This window comes from Streptomyces sp. NPDC031365 (assembly GCF_055569765.1).
Window position 1 is genome coordinate 23,155 of the sequence record NZ_JBVIIM010000017.1, and the last position, 15,999, is coordinate 39,153.

The window sequence follows — 15,999 nt, forward strand, 5'->3', positions numbered from 1 at the left end:
TCAGACCATGGGCGCATAGAAGAAGGTCTTCCGACGGGCAAACGTTCCGTCGGGTGTCAGCGTGAAGAAGTCGGCGAAGTCCAGTGACGTCTCGGTTCCGTCCCGCAGTGTGCCCTGGAACTTTCCCTCGACAGCGACGTCGGCGTCAGCCACGAGCAGCGAGGTGACGGTGTGCCGGCCCTCTTCGATCACTCGTTCCTCGCGATAGAAGCGCTCCAGTTCGGCATGGCCTCGGAGCGTTTCGTACCCCGGCCTCCGGTACTCCGCGGTGGGCGCGAAGAGGGCGATCAGTCCGTCGATGTCGCCGTGGTCGACGAGTTGGTAGTAACGGCGCACCGCTTCGGCTGCGACTAAATGGAATTCCGGTACGTCGGGCGGCAGAGACATGACCCCTCCAGCGATTCTTTGAACAGTCACGGGCTCGACCACTCTGCGATGCGCCGATAGTCGAGAGCAAGAACCTCCGACCGGTGGTCCTGCCTCCGTCCAGGATTCCTGACCAAAGTAGGGAGTCTTACGTCAGGCAATACACAACACGGCATAATCCTGGCCAAAAGGGGTGGGTCAGTACCGTCGCCGGAACCCTCTGACTAGTGTGGCGGCCGTGAAACCCACCATTACCCGCTTCGCTGCATTACTGGGCGCCAATCCCGCCTCGGAGCGGCCGCGGAAGCCGAAGTACTGGCCGTTGATGGCGGTCCTCGCCTGGGTGGCGCTGAACCTTCCGGCTCTCGTCTTCGCCCCGCGAACGGAGCTGGGCGAGTACCGGGGGTGGCAACTCCTCGCCGGTGCCGTCGTCATCACCGTCGCGCTGGCGCTCTACTCCTCGCTGCCGCTGGTGTCCCTCTCGCTCTGCACGGCACTGTGGTGGTCCGTGGGGCTCGCATACAACGACGTCGGCGCCATCATCATCTCGCCGTACCTGCCCGCGGTGTTCATCATGAGCTACACGGTGGGGCGGCTGCCGGTGAGTCCGCGGGCGGTGCTCTGCACACTGGGGCTGGTGGTGCTCGCCGAATCGGTGGCCACCGCGCTGGTCGGGCTGACCGCCCCGATGTGGGCGGTGCTGGTCACCGGGCTCATCTTCGCCGGACTGCTTCCTTGGCTGCTGGGACGGTACTCCCGGCAGCGGCACGAGCTGCAGCACGCGGGCTGGGAGCACGCCCGCCAGGTGGAGCAGCAGCAGCGCAGCAGCGTCGAGCAGGCCAGGCTCAGGGAACGGACCCGGATCGCCGAGGACATGCACGACTCCCTGGGGCACGAGCTGAGTCTGCTCGCCCTGCGTGCCGGAGCGCTCCAGGTGGCGCCGAACCTCGACGACAACGCCCGTCGGACGGCGGCCGAGCTGCGGGCCGGCGCAGCAGGCGCCCTTCAGCGGCTACGCGACATCATCGGTGTACTGCGCGAGGAAGACACCCCCGCGCCCATGGACCCGTGGCACATGGATGTCGACGCCCTCGTCGAGCGGGCGCGGGCCTCTGGTGTCCTCGTCACGCTGGAGCGCACCGGCGAAGTCGGCGAGCTGCCGAGCATGACGGACAAGGCCCTGTACCGCGTGGTGCAGGAGTCGCTCACCAACACCATCAAGCACGCTCCCAAGTCCCGAGTGACGGTCCGCCTCGACTACACGCCGGAGGATGTGCGGGTGACCGTACGCAACGGTCCTCCCAGTCGGGCTCCGCAGCGAGACCGCCCCCAGGGGCGACGCGGTCTGATCGGCCTGGACGAGCGCACCCGGCTGGTGGGCGGTGAGTTCCACGCGGCCCCCCTGGCGGACGGGGGGTTCGAAGTACGGGCCCGGCTGTCCCGCGACTCCCACGCGGTGAGGCCGGCCGGAAACCAGCCGGTTGCTCCGCCGGAGTCGCCCTCCTCCGACGGGCTCACCCACGCCGCCAACCACCTTCGCAGGCGTTTCCTCATCGCGGTCTCCCTGCCCGCCGGGCTGTTCGTGTGCGTCGCGGTCGCCATGCTCGGCTACTACGCCTATCTGTCCACGTCGTCGGTGCTCCCGCCGCACCGGTACGAACAGCTGGCGGTCGGCGACAGCGTGGAGAAGGTCGACCGGCTGCTGCCGGACAACGAGATGCAGGATCCGCCGTCGGAGTACCGGCCCGAGCCGCCGGGCGCCTCCTGCCGGTACTACCGCGCCAGCGAGGACCTGTTCGTCCGCGTGGACGTGTACCGGCTCTGCTTCGCCGACAAGAAGCTGGTGGAGAAAAGCGTGATCACCGCGGAGTCGCGGGCACCGATCGACCACGGTTGACCGTTCCGGGACCCGAACTCCTTACCAAAGTGGGGGTGCACGGCTTCCTCAGGGGGATGTCGTCCCCACCTCACCGGCCCGTACGTTCGGGGCAACACGGAGAAACTCGGAATGGCTGGCTGGAGAGCTCAACCATGATCACCCTTCAAGGGCTGACGAAGCGGTACGCCGATCACACCGCTGTGGACAACTTGTCCCTGACCGTAGCCCCAGGCCGGGTCACCGGCTTCCTCGGCCCGAACGGTGCCGGCAAGTCCACGACCATGCGCATGATCATGGGCCTTGACCGCCCGACCGCCGGCAACGCCCTCGTGGGCGGCAAGCGCTACGAGGAGCTGGCGTATCCGCTGCGGGAGGTCGGCGCCCTGCTCGACGCCAAGGCCGTGCACCCCGGGCGCAGCGCACGCGCCCATCTGCGGGCGCTCGCCCGGACCAACGGCATCCCCGCGCGCCGAGTCGACGAGGTCCTGGAGTCCGTCGGCCTCACCTCGGTGGCCGGGCGCCGGGCCGGGTCGTTCTCACTCGGGATGAGCCAGCGCCTCGGTGTGGCGGGCGCGCTGCTCGGTGACCCTCCTGTCCTCATGTTCGACGAACCGGTCAACGGACTGGACCCCGAGGGCGTCCGCTGGATCCGCGATCTGATGCGGGGGCTCGCCGCCGAAGGGCGAACGGTCTTCGTCTCCAGCCACCTGATGAACGAGATGCAGGTGACGGCCGATCACCTGGTGATCATCGGCAAGGGCAAGCTGATCGCCGAGACCTCGGTCCAGGAGCTCATCGAACGCAGCTCCCTCAGCGCCGTGCGGGTACGCGGCCCCGAGGTCGCCCAGCTCCAGAAGTTCCACGACCAGCTCTTCGAGTGGTCGGTACCGGTCCGCTGGAAGAGCCCCAACGAGCTGATGATCAGGGGCATGGCCGTCGAGCAGGTCTCCGACCTCGCGTACGACATGGGCGTGCGGCTGCACGAGGTGCACACGGTCGATGCCTCACTGGAGCAGGCCTACATGGAACTGACCGCGGACAGCGTGGAGTTCGGTTCCTCCACGTCCCGCCCGGCGACCTACGGTGGGTGACCCGCGCCCGGCCCGGCCTCGTACCCGCCCCTCGCTCCCCAAGCCGACAGATACAGGAATTCGCGTCATGACTGCATCCATGCCCACCGCGGCCCCCAGCCGGCCGGTACGCGCCTCCGGCGGGAGTCTCCCGGGGGCCGTGGCGGCCGAGTGGATCAAACTCTGGTCGGTCAGGTCCACGTGGTGGTGCCTGCTCGGCGGCCTCCTGCTGACCGGGCTGACCGCGCCGATCATCGGTGCCACGATGTCGAACAACAGCCCCGCGGGACAGGCCGTTCCCGTGACCGAGATCGCCGTCTCGACGGTCTACGTCACCCAGTTCGCCGTCATCGCGCTGGCGATGCTGGTGGTCACCGTCGAATACAGCTCCGGGAGCATTCGCACGGCGCTGCAAGCGGTCCCCAACCGCGGCCATCTTCTGGCGGCCAAGACGCTGGTCGTGAGCAGCGTGAGCCTGGTCGTGGGCTTCGTCCTGGGCCTGATCGGCATCGGCGTGGTCTCCGTGACGCTGAGCAGCGAAGTGGAGTCGGGCGGCATGGCTGAGCTGTTCGGCTGCGCACTGCGCATCGGCGTGTACCTGGCGATGACCAGCGTGATCACCGTGGCCGTCTCCGTGGCGGTGCGCAGTGCCGCCGGTGCCCTCAGCCTGGTCTTCGTGGGCCTGTCCGTCCTGCCGATCATCCTGCAGGCCTCCGACATCGACCCGCTGGTCTTCGTGGCCGACCGGATGCCCAACACGGCCGGCACCGTCTTCATGAACGGCGACACCTCGCCCTACGGCGCGGGAGCGGGGCTCCTCTTCCTCCTGCTGTGGGCCGCCGCGACCCAGTGCGGTGGGTACATGGTCCTGCGGAAGCGGGACGCCTGACCTCGTCACAGCCCGTCCCGGCGGCAGCCGGGACGTACAGGGGCGTCGCGCACCGGTAATCCCCCGTCCGGAGCGCGACGCCCCCTTCTCGTGCCGGACTCCGCGTACGGGCGGCCGGCTACAGGCCCGGGTCGCCGGCCATCTCCTCGACCAGCCCGGCCTCGTGCGCGACGATCGCCGCCTGGACCCGGTTGCGTACCCCGAGTCCCGAGAAGATGGCACTCACGTAACTCTTGACGGTCCCCTCCACGACGTGGAGCCGCTGCCCGATCTCGGCATTGGACAGTCCGCTGCCGAGCAGTGCGAGCACCTGCCGCTCGCGCTCGGTCAACGCGTTCACCTGCGCGATCGACGGCGTACTACGGGAGGCGCGCTGCTCCTCGTTGGCACGGCCCAGCTCCGTCAGCACGCGCTTGGCCACCTCCGCCGACAGATAGGCTGCCCCGACCGCGGCGGCCCGCACTCCGGTCAGCAACTCGTACGGATCCGCGGACTTGAGCATGAATCCGCTCGCACCGCTGGTCAGCGCACGGCTCACGTACTCGTCCTCGGAGAACGTGGTCAGTACCAGCACGGAGGTCTCGGGGGCCTGACGCCTGATCTCGGCGGTGGCGGCGAGCCCGTCCATGACCGGCATTCTGATGTCCATGAGGGTGACGTCGGGCCGGTGCTCAAGGGTCAGAGCAACGGCCTCACGCCCATTCGCCGCCTCGGCGACCACGCTGATTCTGGGGTCGCTGGCCAGGATGGCGCGAATCCCGCCGCGGATCATCGCCTCGTCGTCGGCCAAGATGATCTTGATGCTGGAAATGACGTCCTCCTGATGGGCAGTGACCGAGTGGGGCCCAAGCCGGCTGTGGAGGTCGGCCACATGCCCCGCGGGACCAGCGTAGCCAGGTCCGGACAGGCGACGGTACCGACGATCGTCGTGATCAGTGGGCATGAACTCCCCCTTCTCCGCCCGTCCCTGCCCTGGGGCCTGCTCGGCACCGGAACGGCAGTGGGCGACGCGTGTGCGATGTGCTGCGCGGGTCAGGTCCTGGCCATGCTCGGCGGTGCCCGCGCCCCTTCAGCGATCGGAGCCCTGCCGGATGCCTGCCCTCGCCGCGCCGGCCGTCGTCGCCGTTGCAGGAATCCTCGTCGTGCGTCGGTGTCGCAGAGCAGCGGCCTGCGGCACGCCGCTGGTCCCCGTGCCGATCCCGACAGGGCGAACTCGACGGCGACCTCGCGCGGAACCCCGACGAAGCCGACGGCACCATCGGGCGCCGGCTGCACGTGGCGTCCGCTCAGTGACGAGCTGTCAGAACGAGCGTCAACTGAGCGTCGGGACGGTCGGCCGCACTTCGTGCGCCGAAAGGGGGAAACGGCGGCACTTCCCCGCACACCCCTTGGAACGCCAGGTCGGACGGCGTTCGGAGGGGTGCGAGGCACCTGACGTCGTGCACTTGGGGAAACAGGTCAAGCGCATCCGTCCGCGCGTGAGCGGCCTAGAAAGACTGCAGGTCGGAGCCCTTTGCGGCCGGTTCAAGGATCGCGACACACTCCACGTGATGGGTCATCGGAAACAGGTCGAACACCCGCAGTGTCCGCACCCGGTACCCCCCGTCCCGGAAGTACGCCAGGTCCCGTGCCAGTGCCGCCGGGTCGCAGGCGACGTAGGCGATGCGGCGGGCGCCCAGGGACGACAGGTGTTCCACCGTCTTGCGGCCGGCGCCGGCCCGGGGCGGGTCGAGGACGACGAGGTCGACCTCCGTGATGCCGGTGCGGGGCAGGACCGACTCGACCTTGCCCTGTTCGATGCGGACGCGGGGGAAGTCCGTGAGGTTGTGGCGGGCGTCCTCGGCCGCGCGCTTGCCGGACTCGATACCGAGGACCGCGCCCGCCTCGCCGACCCGGTCGGCCAGCGCGCCCGCGAAGAGGCCGACGCCGCAGTAGAGGTCGAGGGCCATGTCGCCCTTGCGTGGCAGCAGGCCCTGCATGACTGCGGTGACGAGGGTGTCGGCGGCCTGCGGGTGGACCTGCCAGAAGCCGCCGCCCGCGACCCTGTGGGTGCGGCCGTCGGCGCGTTCGCGGACGAAGGGGCGGCCGTGGACGCGGTGGAGCTGGCCGGAGCGCTCGTCGATGCGCATGACCGAGACGGGGCGGTCGAGTTCGACCAGGGGAAGGCGTGCGCCGGGCTTGGGGGTGAGGACGACCTGGCGGTCCTGGGAGCCGGTCGCGGCGATCGCCTCGACGGAGTCCATGCCCGTCCAGTCCCGCTTCTCGATGCCCAGCTCGCTGACACCCTCCGCGGCGATCATGCAGTGGTCGATCGGCTCGACCTCGTGCGAGCGGTGCCGGCGCAGTCCCGCGCGGCCGTCGGCGGTGACGGCGTACTGCACCCGCGTGCGCCATGCCGGGACCTGACCGGCGGGGACCTTGTCGCCCTCGGCCGGCATCACGGTGCCGTCCCAGCCGGCCTCCTCGGGGGTGAGTCCGGCGAGGTGCCGCAGCTGCTCGGCGACGACCTCGCCCTTGAGGCGCCGCTGGGCGCCGGGCTTGGCGTGCTGCCAGTCGCAGCCGCCGCAGCGGCCGGGGCCCGCGAACGGGCAGGGCGCCTCGATGCGGTCCTTGGAGGGGTCCAGCACCCGCACCGCGTCCGCGCGCAGGAAACGGGCACCCTCCTCACCCTCGGTGACCTGCGCGACGACTCGCTCGCCGGGCAGGGCGTGCCGGACGAAGAGGACCTGCCCCTCGGAGGTACGGGCGATGCAGTGGCCGCCGTGGGCGACGGGGCCGATCTCGACCTCGTACTCCTCCCCCACCAGTGATTTCCTCGGTTCTGCCTGCATGGCGGGGTGACTCCACAACATCGGGAACGGGCGGACGGGCCGTGCGGCCCGTGACAACAGCCCACCAGTCTACGTGTGTGTGGAGGAGTCCTTTCCCCGCTCCGCCGGACCGCGGCGCACCGAGCCGGGGGCGGCCCAGTCCTGGCGCCTGCGCGCCCGCTTCTTGGCGACCTCGGAGGATTCCAGCTGGTAGGGCACCGAGGTCACCATCACGCCCGGCGTGAACAGCAGCCGGCCCTTCAGCCGCAGCGCGCTCTGGTTGTGCAGCAGATGCTCGTACCAGTGGCCGACCACGTACTCGGGGATGATCACGGACACCACGTCGCGCGGTGCCTCGTTGCGCAGGCTCTTGACGTATTCGATGACGGGCCGGGTGACTTCCCGGTACGGCGAGTCGAGCACCTTGAGCGGTACGTCCATGCCACGCCGTTCCCACTCCGCGCGCAGCGCCTTCGTCTCGGCCGCATCCACGTTGACGGTGAGCGCCTCCAGGGTGTCGGAGCGCATCAGCCTGGCGTAGGCGAGCGCACGCAGGGCGGGGCGGTGGATCTTGGAGATCAGGACGACGGAGTGGACCCGGGACGGCCGTACGCTGTCGTCGCCCGGGGTGTCCGGGGCCGCGATCTCCTCGGCGACCCGGTCGTAGTGCTTACGGATCGCCGTCATGATCGCGAAGAAGATGCACATCCCGAGCAGCGCGACCCAGGCGCCATGGGTGAACTTGGTGACGAGTACGACGACCAGGACCAGGCCGGTGAAGAAGGCGCCGAAGGCGTTGACGGCCCGGGAGCGGATCATGCGGCGGCGCTGCGCCTGGCCCCTCTCGGCGGCCAGCAGGCGGTTCCAGTGCCGGACCATGCCGGTCTGGCTGAGTGTGAAGGACACGAACACACCGACGATGTAGAGCTGGATCAGGCGCGTGGAGTCGGCGCCGTAGATCCACACCAGCAGGATCGCGGCGCCCGCGAGCAGCACGATGCCGTTGGAGAAGGCGAGGCGGTCGCCGCGTGTGTGGAGCTGGCGGGGGAGGTAGCGGTCCTGGGCGAGGATCGAGCCGAGCAGCGGGAAGCCGTTGTAGGCGGTGTTCGCGGCGAGGAACAGCACCAGCGCGGTGGCGGCGGCGAGGATCATGAACAGGAGGCTGCCGTGGCCGAAGACGGCCTCGGCGACCTGGGAGATGACCGGGTCCTGGACGTAGTCCGGGCCGAGCGGGGCGCCGTCGTGGATCAGGTCCTCGGCCGGGTTCTCGGCCATGCGGACCTCGGTGGCGATGGCCAGCGCGATGATGCCGCAGAACATGGTGACGGCGAGCAGGCCCATCATGGCGAGCGTGGTCGCCGCGTTGCGCGACTTCGGCTTGCGGAAGGCCGGGACGCCGTTGGAGATCGCCTCGACGCCGGTGAGGGCGGCGCAGCCGGAGGAGAAGGCGCGCAGGAGCAGGAAGAGGAGGGCGAAGCCGGCGAGGCCGGGGTGCTCGGGTTTGATCTCGAAGTCCGCGGTCGGTGCCCGCATGTCGTCACCGAGCACGACCGCGCGGAAGCTCCCCCACGCGATCATGAGGAAGACGCCCGTGACGAAGACGTACGTGGGGATCGCGAAGAGTGTGCCCGATTCCCTGACCCCCCGCAGGTTCATCAGCGTCAGCAGCACGATCACGCCGATCGCGCACGCCACCTTGTTCTCGACGACGAACGGGATCGCCGAGCCCAGGTTCTCGACACCGGCGGAGATCGACACGGCGACGGTGAGGACGTAGTCGACGAGCAGGGCGCCGGCGACGGTCAGGCCGGCCTTGGGACCGAGGTTGGTGGTGGCGATCTCGTAGTCGCCACCGCCGCTCGGGTACTCACGGACGTTCTGGCGGTAGGAGGCGACCACGGTGAACATCAGCACGACGACCGCTACGGCGATCCAGGGACTGAAGTGGTACGCCGACAGGCCCGCGACGGACAGGACCAGCAGCACCTCGCCGGGGGCGTACGCCACGGAGGACAGCGGGTCGGACGCGAAGACGGGGAGTGCGACACGCTTCGGCAGAAGCGTCTCCCCGAGCCGGTCGCTGCGCAGTGCGCGCCCGATGAGGATCCGTTTGGGCACGTCGGTCAGTTTGGACACAAGAGAGGAGCGTAAGCCGTCGCACAGGAGGCGGCCCGACCGCCACCCCACTTCCCTACGGGATCCATACGGCCTCTGCTCTCCGGGTGAGATCACCGGAGGGTCGGAGGGCGGATTCCGCAGGTCGAAAGACTTCCATGCTTATATGACTAGCCCGGCCGCAGTCGCCACGCCACGTGGAGGTTCCATGCACACGACCGCAGAACTGATCGGCGCCGCGGCCGCGCTCGTCGGCCTCGGCATCGTCACCGTGGCGAGCGTGCGCAGCATCACGCGCCGCTGAGCGTCTCGGCCGTCCGGGGGACCCACGCGCGCCGCCCGGGACGTGGCCGTCGATCTCAGCTGTCATGGCCGGTTCTCCCCATGTCCCGGGCACCGGACGTTCCGCCGTGATGCGGATACGTTGGACCGGGCACGCGGACGCGGCGGCCGGCCCCCGGAGAGCGTCAGGATCGCGATCCCCCGGCATGATGTTGCCTGGCGGCCCGGTTCAGGCCGCGATGTGTTGCCTGGCGAGCCGAAAGAGAGACATGAGCACGAAGGTCATGAAGGTCGACGGGCCTGCAGGAAGCGCGGTGTGACGCGATGCATATTGTCATCATGGGCTGTGGAAGGGTGGGCTCCGCCCTGGCTCAGAACATGGAGGAACAGGGGCACACGGTCGCCGTGATCGACCGGGATCCCACCGCCTTCCGTCGTCTGGGCTCCTCGTTCGGCGGCCGCCGGGTCACCGGCATCGGCTTCGACCAGGACACCCTGCGGGAAGCCGGCATCGAGGACGCGGGCGCCTTCGCCGCCGTCTCCAGCGGCGACAACTCCAACATCATCGCCGCCCGGGTGGCGCGGGAGATGTTCGGCATCGAGAACGTCGCCGCACGCATCTACGATCCGCGCCGCGCGGAGGTCTACCAGCGGCTGGGCATTCCCACCGTGGCGACCGTGCGCTGGACGGCCGACCAGATGCTGCGCCGGCTGCTCCCCTCGGGTGCCGAGCCTCTGTGGCGCGACCCCACCGGCGGCGTGCAGCTCGCCGAGGTGCACACCTCCACGGCCTGGGTGGGGCACCGGATCAGCAGACTGCAAGACGAGACGGGCGTGCGGGTGGCCTTCCTGACCCGGCTCGGCGAGGCGATCCTGCCCGGTTCGCAGACGGTGCTGCAGGAGGGGGACCTGGTGCACGTGATGATGCGCACCGATGAGATCGACCGGGTCGAGGCGGCGTTCGCCAAGGGTCCCGAAGAGGAGGGCGGTCACTGATGAGGGTCGCCATCGCCGGAGCCGGCGCCGTCGGCCGCTCGATCGCGGGCGAGCTGCTGGAGAACGGCCACGAGGTCCTGCTGATCGACAAGGCACCGACCGCCATCTCGGTGGAGCGTGTGCCGCAGGCCGAGTGGCTGCTGGCCGACGCCTGCGAGATCACCTCCCTGGACGAGGCGGCGCTCCAGCGCTGCAACGTCGTCATCGCCGCGACCGGCGACGACAAGGTCAACCTGGTCGTCTCGCTGCTCGCGAAGACCGAGTACGGCGTCCCGCGGGTCGTCGCACGGGTGAACAACCCGAAGAACGAGTGGCTGTTCAACGAGTCCTGGGGCGTGGACGTCGCCGTCTCCACCCCGCGTCTGATGTCGGCCCTGGTGGAGGAGGCGGTCAGCGTCGGCGACCTGGTCCGGCTGCTGCGCTTCAGCCACGGTGACGCCAACCTGGTGGAGCTGACCCTGCCGGAGGAGTCGGCGCTGGCCGGCACCCAGGTCGGGGACGTCCAGTGGCCGCAGGACACCTCGCTGGTGACCATCATCCGCGGCACGCGCGTGCTGACGCCGACACGGGAGGACTCACTGGAGGCGGGCGACGAGCTCCTCTTCGTGGCCGCCCAGGCCCGCGAGGAACAGCTGGAGGACCTGCTCTCGGTCCGCAAGGAGTCGTAGAACTCGGTGCGCGGGGGAAGTAGCCCCTCGGTGCGCAAGGAGCAAGAGAGTGGGGGCGCCCGGAGAACTCCGGGCGCCCCCACTCTCCGTACGGACTAGGACTCGCGGCGGTGGCGGCCGGCCGTCGTCGTCTCGCCGTTCTCCTCCGCGGCGGCGGCCTTTCGCTCCTCCTCCTCCGCGCGCTCCTGAGCCTCCATCTCGGCGAACACGTCGATCGGCGGCGGCGCCTTCGCCAGGAACACCCAGGTCAGATACACGGCGAGCAGGAACGGCGGGATCTTCAGCGCGACCAGCACCCAGCCCAGCTGGGTCGTGTCCGCCCACCAGTACAGCGGGAAGAGGATCGCGCTCTTGCCGAGCAGGATCAGCCCCCAGGCCCAGCTGGCCTTGGTGTACGCCTTCTTGCGTCCGGGGTTGCGGGTCCGCCAGGAGAGGTTCTCCCGGAAGACGGGGCCCAGCATGAGACCGATCAGCGGGACACCCGCCATCGCCGTCACGATGTACGCCAGCGCCAGGCCCACCGTGTAGAGCATGCCCGGCAGGTAGAAGTCCTTGGCGTTGCCGGTCATCATCGCGAAGACCACACCGAAGGCCACGCCGAAGACGCCGCTGAAGGCGTGCTTGACGGTGTCCTTGCGCACCAGTCGGACCACGACCATCACCAGCGCCACGGCGAGCGCCGCGATCGCCGACATGTGCAGGTCCTTGTTGACCGTGTAGATGCTGACGAAGAGGAGCCCGGGCAGCACCGTCTCGACCATGCCCCGCACCCCGCCGAACGCCTCGAACAGGGCGGCCTCCGTCACGGCCCGGGCATCGTCCGCGGATGTGTCTTCGGTTGTCGGCTTGTCGAGCGACGTCACCGGCTACTCCCGTCCGAGGGGTCTCAGTTCGTATTTCGGATTGAACAGCACCCGGCGGCCCCGGCTCATCGAGATCCGGCCCGATGCGATCAGCTTGCGCCCCGGCTCGATCCCGACGATGGAGCGCCGGCCGAGCCACACCACGTCCAGCGCGGCGGAGCCGTCGAACAGTTCGGCCTCCAGGGCCGGGACTCCCGCACGCGGCCGCAACGTGACCGTGCGCAAGGTACCAGTAACGGTGACGATCTGCCGGTCGCGGCAGTCGCCTATCCGCGTACAGCCGGCGGTCTCGGCGTCCTCACGCAGCTCCTCGGACTCCAGGTCCTCCTGAGACGAGGAGAGCCGGTCGAGCATGCGCCGGAACCGGCCTGCCGGCTTCTCGGAACGAGGAACAGCACTCATATCTGAAGCGTACCGGGGTGCACTGACGGTTACGTACCCCCTGCTCCCCCGGTCCGAACCGGGCGCCGGGGAGCATCCGGAGCGGGACACCCCCGAGCGTCACTTCTCGAAGCGGTACCCCATGCCCGGCTCGGTGATGAGGTGCCGCGGATGTGACGGATCCGCCTCCAGTTTCCTCCGTAGCTGCGCCATGTACACGCGGAGGTAGTTGGTCTCCGTCCCGTACGACGGTCCCCACACCTCCCGCAGCAGCTGCTTCTGCGCCACCAGCCGGCCGCCGGCCCGCACCAGCACCTCCAGCAGGTGCCATTCGGTGGGCGTCAGCCGTACGTCCCCGCCGTCGCGGCTGACCTTCTTGGCGGCCAGGTCGACGGTGAACCCGGCGGTCTCGACGACCATGTCCCCTCCGGCGCCGACGGGCTCCGCGCGGCGTACGGCGGCGCGCAGCCGGGCCAGCAGTTCGTCCATGCCGAAGGGCTTGGTGACGTAGTCGTCGGCCCCCGCGTCCAGTGCCTGGACCTTCTCTTCGGAGGCGTGCCGCGCGGAGAGCACCAGGACCGGCACGCGGGTCCAGCCGCGCAGCCGCCTGATCACCTCGACGCCGTCCATGTCGGGCAGGCCCAGGTCGAGGACAACCACGTCGGGGCGGTGCGCGGCGGCCGTGCGGAGCGCTGCGGCGCCGTCGTGGGCGGAGTCGACCTCGTAGGAGCGTGCCTTGAGGTTGATCACGAGGGCGCGCACGATGGCCGGGTCGTCGTCGACCACCAGGACACGGGTCATGAGGGCTGCCTTTCCGGTTCTGCCGGCTGCGCGGTCCGCACGGCCGGCGCGGGTCCGCGGCACACTCCCGCGGCGGGCAGGGTGAGCGCCATGGTGAGGCCGCCACCGGGGGTGTCCTCGGCGTTCAGGGTTCCGCCCATGGCCTCGGCGAAGCCCCGGGCGACCGCCAGGCCGAGGCCGACACCGGCTCCGCGCGGGGCGTCACCGTGCCGCTGGAAGGGTTCGAAGATGCGGTCCTTGGCCTCGTCGGGAACGCCGGGGCCGCGGTCGACGACCCGCACCTCGACCCGGTCGGCGAGGGCGCTGGCGGCCACCAGGACGGCTCGGCCGGGGGGACTGTACTTGACGGCGTTCTCGATCACGTTGGCCATCGTCCGCTCCAGCAGCCCCGGATCGACGGCGACCATGGGCAGGGCCTCGGGGATCTCCAGGGCGACGCTGCCCTGGGGCACCCCGCCGAGCGCCATGGGCGCCACCTCGTCCAGGTCGATCTCGCGGATCAGGGGGGTGACCGTGCCGGTGTGCAGCCGGGACATGTCGAGCAGGTTGCCCACCAGGTGGTCCAGGCGGTCGGCGCCGTCCTCGATGCCCTCCAGCAGTTCGGCCCGGTCCTCGGGCGACCAGTCGACGTCCTCGGAGCGCAGTGAGGAGACGGCCGCCTTGATTCCGGCCAGCGGGGTGCGCAGGTCATGGCTGACGGCGGCCAGGAGGGCGGTGCGGATGCGGTTGCCCTCGGCGAGGGCGAGGGCCCGGTCGGCCTGTTCGCACAGCCGGCGGCGGTCCAGGACGACGGCGGCCTGCGCGGCGAAGGCGCCCAGCACCCTGCGGTCGTCGGCGGGCAGCACCCGGCCGGTCAGCGCCAGCGCCATGTGATCGCCGACCTGCACCTCCACGTCCGCGTCCTCGGGCCGCCCGACCGGCCGTCCGCGGCCCGCGCGGCCCGCGCAGGTCCACGGCTCGACCCCGCCCGCGCGTTCGAGCAGGGCGGCCGACTCCATGCCGAAGGTCTCCCGGACCCGCTCCAGCAGGTCCTCCAGGCCGGTCTCACCGCGCAGCACGTTGCCGGCGAGGAAGGAGAGGATCTCCGACTCGGCGCGCAGCCGGGCCGCCTGATGGGTGCGCCGGGCCGCGAGATCGACCACGGACGCCACCGACGCACCGACCGCGACGAAGATCACGATGGCGATGATGTTCTTCGGGTTAGCGATGCTCCAGGTGTACAGCGGCGGGGTGTAGAAGTAGTTGAGCAGCACGGAGCCGGCCGCCGCCGACGCCAGGGCCGGCCACAGCCCGCCGAGCAGGGCGGCGGCGACCGTCAGCGTCAGGAACAGCAGCATGTCGTTGGCCAGGCCCAGGTCCACTGCGCTGAGCAGCATCGCCAGCGCCGCCGGGCCGACCGCGCCGACCGCCCAGCCCCAGGCCAGCCGGGAGCGTCCGAGCCGCGCGCCCCGGGTGCCGGGCAGCCCGCGGCCCTTGGCGACCTCTTCGTGGGTGACGATGTGGACGTCCAGGTCGGGTCCCGAGTCCCGGGCCACGGTAGCGCCGACGCCGGGGCCGAAGGCGTACTGCCAGGTCCTGCGGCGCGAGGAGCCGAGGACGAGCTGGGTGGCGTTGGCGCCGCGGGCGAAGGCGAGCAGGGCGGCCGGAATGTCGTCGCCGACGACATGGTGGAAGCTGCCGCCGAGGTCCTCGGCGAGGGTACGCTGCTCGGCCAGTTCCCTGGGCGAGGGGCCGGTGAGTCCGCCGCTGCGGGAGATGTGGACAGCGAGCAGCTCGCCGCCGGCGCCCTTCTCCGCCAGTCGCGCGGCCCGCCGGATCAGGGTGCGGCCCTCGGGCCCGCCGGTCAGGCCGACGACGATACGCTCGCGCGAACCCCAGATCGCGGAGACCTCGTGCTCGCTGCGGTAGCGCTGGAGATGGGCGTCGACCCGGTCGGCCACCCACAGCAGCGCCAGTTCCCTGAGCGCGGTGAGGTTGCCGGGGCGGAAGTAGTTCGACAGGGCGGCGTCGACCTTGTCGGGCTGGTGGATGTTGCCGTGCGCCATACGGCGGCGCAGCGCCTCGGGTGTCATGTCGACCAGCTCGATCTGGTCCGCCCGCCGCACCACCTCGTCCGGTACGGTCTCCCGCTCCCGTACCCCGGTGATCGACTCCACGACGTCGCCCAGCGACTCCAGGTGCTGGATGTTGACGGTGGAGAGCACGTCGATCCCGGCGGCCAGCAGTTCCTCCACGTCCTGCCAGCGCTTGGCGTTGCGCGAGCCGGGCGCGTTGGTGTGGGCGAGCTCGTCGACCAGGGCCACCTGGGGACGGCGTGCGAGGACGGCGTCGAGGTCCATCTCGGCGATGACCGCTGCCCGGTGCTCCGCCTCCACGTACGGGATCTGCTCCAGGCCGGTCAGCAGCGCCTCGGTGCGGGGCCGGCCGTGCGGCTGAGTGAAGGCGATCACACAGTCGGTGCCGCGCTCCGCGCGCCGGTGCGCCTCGGAGAGCATCGCGTACGTCTTGCCGACTCCCGGTGCCGCGCCGAGGTGGATCCGAAGCTTGCCGCGTCCCATGGCCACATTGTCCAGTGCCGTGTCATCCGGCCGGGCGCCGGGCCCCACACGGGTCAGTGCTCGACGGTCTCGCGGCCGCTCGGCTCCAGGGCACGGCGGGCGAGGCCGAGCGGGATGACGTCGAGGGGCGAGGGGTGGGGATGCCGGCCCGCCCCGGACAACCGCGCGGCGAGGCTCCATGACGGCGTGTCCGGTTTCGGCGTCCAGCCGGCCGGCTCGCCGGCGATGAGGAGGGATGAGGAGGGCGGAGCGGTTGGCGGGGGCGTGGGCGATGGCGCACCTCCCCCGGTGCCTGAACGGTGCCTGATCGGTGCCTGAACG

The 15,999-nt window shown here is 70.4% G+C and carries 13 protein-coding genes; 5 read left to right on the forward strand and 8 right to left on the reverse strand.

The annotated features are described in order from the left end of the window. The gene (locus tag ACZ5C2_RS23715; RefSeq protein WP_371230567.1) at positions 1–387 is read right to left on the reverse strand and encodes a nuclear transport factor 2 family protein; all 387 of its coding nucleotides are present in this window, start codon (positions 385–387) and stop codon (positions 1–3) included. A 217-nt stretch (positions 388–604) separates the two neighbouring features. Here ACZ5C2_RS23715 and ACZ5C2_RS23720 point away from each other — a divergent pair, with 217 nt between their 5' ends. The 3 genes from ACZ5C2_RS23720 to ACZ5C2_RS23730 all read left to right on the forward strand — a co-directional run bounded on the left by ACZ5C2_RS23720 (position 605) and on the right by ACZ5C2_RS23730 (position 4,204). Then, entirely contained in the window at positions 605–2,263 is a 1,659-nt protein-coding gene (locus ACZ5C2_RS23720) for a sensor histidine kinase (protein ID WP_468794337.1), read from the forward strand. A gap of 134 nt (positions 2,264–2,397) precedes the next feature. Further along, positions 2,398–3,336 (forward strand): ABC transporter ATP-binding protein, encoded by a 939-nt coding sequence (locus ACZ5C2_RS23725; protein ID WP_468794339.1) that lies wholly within the window; start codon positions 2,398–2,400, stop codon positions 3,334–3,336. A gap of 67 nt (positions 3,337–3,403) precedes the next feature. After that, complete coding sequence (locus tag ACZ5C2_RS23730) at positions 3,404–4,204, forward strand: ABC transporter permease (RefSeq protein ID WP_371230573.1); 801 nt, start codon at positions 3,404–3,406, stop codon at positions 4,202–4,204. Positions 4,205–4,322: 118 nt separating this feature from the next. On the opposite strand, the gene ACZ5C2_RS23735 is transcribed toward ACZ5C2_RS23730, so the two are convergent. The 3 genes from ACZ5C2_RS23735 to ACZ5C2_RS23745 form a co-directional block, all read right to left on the reverse strand. After that, positions 4,323–4,976, reverse strand: coding sequence for a response regulator (locus ACZ5C2_RS23735; protein ID WP_371230646.1), 654 nt, complete (start codon positions 4,974–4,976; stop codon positions 4,323–4,325). A 715-nt stretch (positions 4,977–5,691) separates the two neighbouring features. Further along, entirely contained in the window at positions 5,692–7,035 is a 1,344-nt protein-coding gene (locus ACZ5C2_RS23740; RefSeq protein ID WP_468794341.1) for a class I SAM-dependent RNA methyltransferase, read from the reverse strand. A gap of 69 nt (positions 7,036–7,104) precedes the next feature. Further along, positions 7,105–9,150: an APC family permease gene (locus ACZ5C2_RS23745; RefSeq protein ID WP_468794343.1), complete on the reverse strand. Its 2,046-nt coding sequence runs from the start codon at positions 9,148–9,150 to the stop codon at positions 7,105–7,107. A gap of 585 nt (positions 9,151–9,735) precedes the next feature. On the opposite strand from ACZ5C2_RS23745, the gene ACZ5C2_RS23750 reads away from it, so the two are divergent. Both ACZ5C2_RS23750 and ACZ5C2_RS23755 read left to right on the forward strand, forming a co-directional pair. Continuing rightward, complete coding sequence (locus ACZ5C2_RS23750) at positions 9,736–10,407, forward strand: potassium channel family protein (protein ID WP_468794345.1); 672 nt, start codon at positions 9,736–9,738, stop codon at positions 10,405–10,407. Beyond that, the gene (locus ACZ5C2_RS23755) at positions 10,407–11,075 is read left to right on the forward strand and encodes a potassium channel family protein (protein ID WP_006136376.1); all 669 of its coding nucleotides are present in this window, start codon (positions 10,407–10,409) and stop codon (positions 11,073–11,075) included. Before ACZ5C2_RS23750 ends, ACZ5C2_RS23755 begins: the two co-directional genes overlap by 1 nt. A gap of 95 nt (positions 11,076–11,170) precedes the next feature. On the opposite strand, the gene ACZ5C2_RS23760 is transcribed toward ACZ5C2_RS23755, so the two are convergent. The 4 genes from ACZ5C2_RS23760 to ACZ5C2_RS23775 all read right to left on the reverse strand — a co-directional run bounded on the left by ACZ5C2_RS23760 (position 11,171) and on the right by ACZ5C2_RS23775 (position 15,678). Further along, positions 11,171–11,938: a DUF3159 domain-containing protein gene (locus ACZ5C2_RS23760; RefSeq protein ID WP_468794348.1), complete on the reverse strand. Its 768-nt coding sequence runs from the start codon at positions 11,936–11,938 to the stop codon at positions 11,171–11,173. A gap of 3 nt (positions 11,939–11,941) precedes the next feature. Continuing rightward, positions 11,942–12,340: an OB-fold nucleic acid binding domain-containing protein gene (locus ACZ5C2_RS23765; RefSeq protein WP_073930701.1), complete on the reverse strand. Its 399-nt coding sequence runs from the start codon at positions 12,338–12,340 to the stop codon at positions 11,942–11,944. Between the two features lie 99 nt (positions 12,341–12,439). Continuing rightward, positions 12,440–13,120 carry a response regulator gene (locus ACZ5C2_RS23770; RefSeq protein ID WP_468794350.1) on the reverse strand — a complete coding sequence of 227 codons (681 nt, stop codon included), beginning with the start codon at positions 13,118–13,120 and terminating at the stop codon, positions 12,440–12,442. Beyond that, entirely contained in the window at positions 13,117–15,678 is a 2,562-nt protein-coding gene (locus ACZ5C2_RS23775; protein WP_468794352.1) for an ATP-binding protein, read from the reverse strand. Before ACZ5C2_RS23775 ends, ACZ5C2_RS23770 begins: the two co-directional genes overlap by 4 nt. Positions 15,679–15,999: the final 321 nt, after the last annotated feature.

Bases quoted from the DNA above. Each gene is read 5' to 3' on its own strand.
- ACZ5C2_RS23755 (WP_006136376.1), top strand. From the start codon at position 10,407: ATGAGGGTCGCCATCGCCGGAGCCGGCGCCGTCGGCCGCTCGATCGCG.
- ACZ5C2_RS23730 (WP_371230573.1), top strand. From the start codon at position 3,404: ATGACTGCATCCATGCCCACCGCGGCCCCCAGCCGGCCGGTACGCGCC.
- ACZ5C2_RS23750 (WP_468794345.1), top strand. From the start codon at position 9,736: ATGCATATTGTCATCATGGGCTGTGGAAGGGTGGGCTCCGCCCTGGCT.
- ACZ5C2_RS23740 (WP_468794341.1), bottom strand. From the start codon at position 7,035: ATGCAGGCAGAACCGAGGAAATCACTGGTGGGGGAGGAGTACGAGGTC.
- ACZ5C2_RS23775 (WP_468794352.1), bottom strand. From the start codon at position 15,678: ATGGGACGCGGCAAGCTTCGGATCCACCTCGGCGCGGCACCGGGAGTC.
- ACZ5C2_RS23715 (WP_371230567.1), bottom strand. From the start codon at position 387: ATGTCTCTGCCGCCCGACGTACCGGAATTCCATTTAGTCGCAGCCGAA.
- ACZ5C2_RS23725 (WP_468794339.1), top strand. From the start codon at position 2,398: ATGATCACCCTTCAAGGGCTGACGAAGCGGTACGCCGATCACACCGCT.
- ACZ5C2_RS23735 (WP_371230646.1), bottom strand. From the start codon at position 4,976: ATGATCCGCGGCGGGATTCGCGCCATCCTGGCCAGCGACCCCAGAATC.
- ACZ5C2_RS23765 (WP_073930701.1), bottom strand. From the start codon at position 12,340: ATGAGTGCTGTTCCTCGTTCCGAGAAGCCGGCAGGCCGGTTCCGGCGC.
- ACZ5C2_RS23770 (WP_468794350.1), bottom strand. From the start codon at position 13,120: ATGACCCGTGTCCTGGTGGTCGACGACGACCCGGCCATCGTGCGCGCC.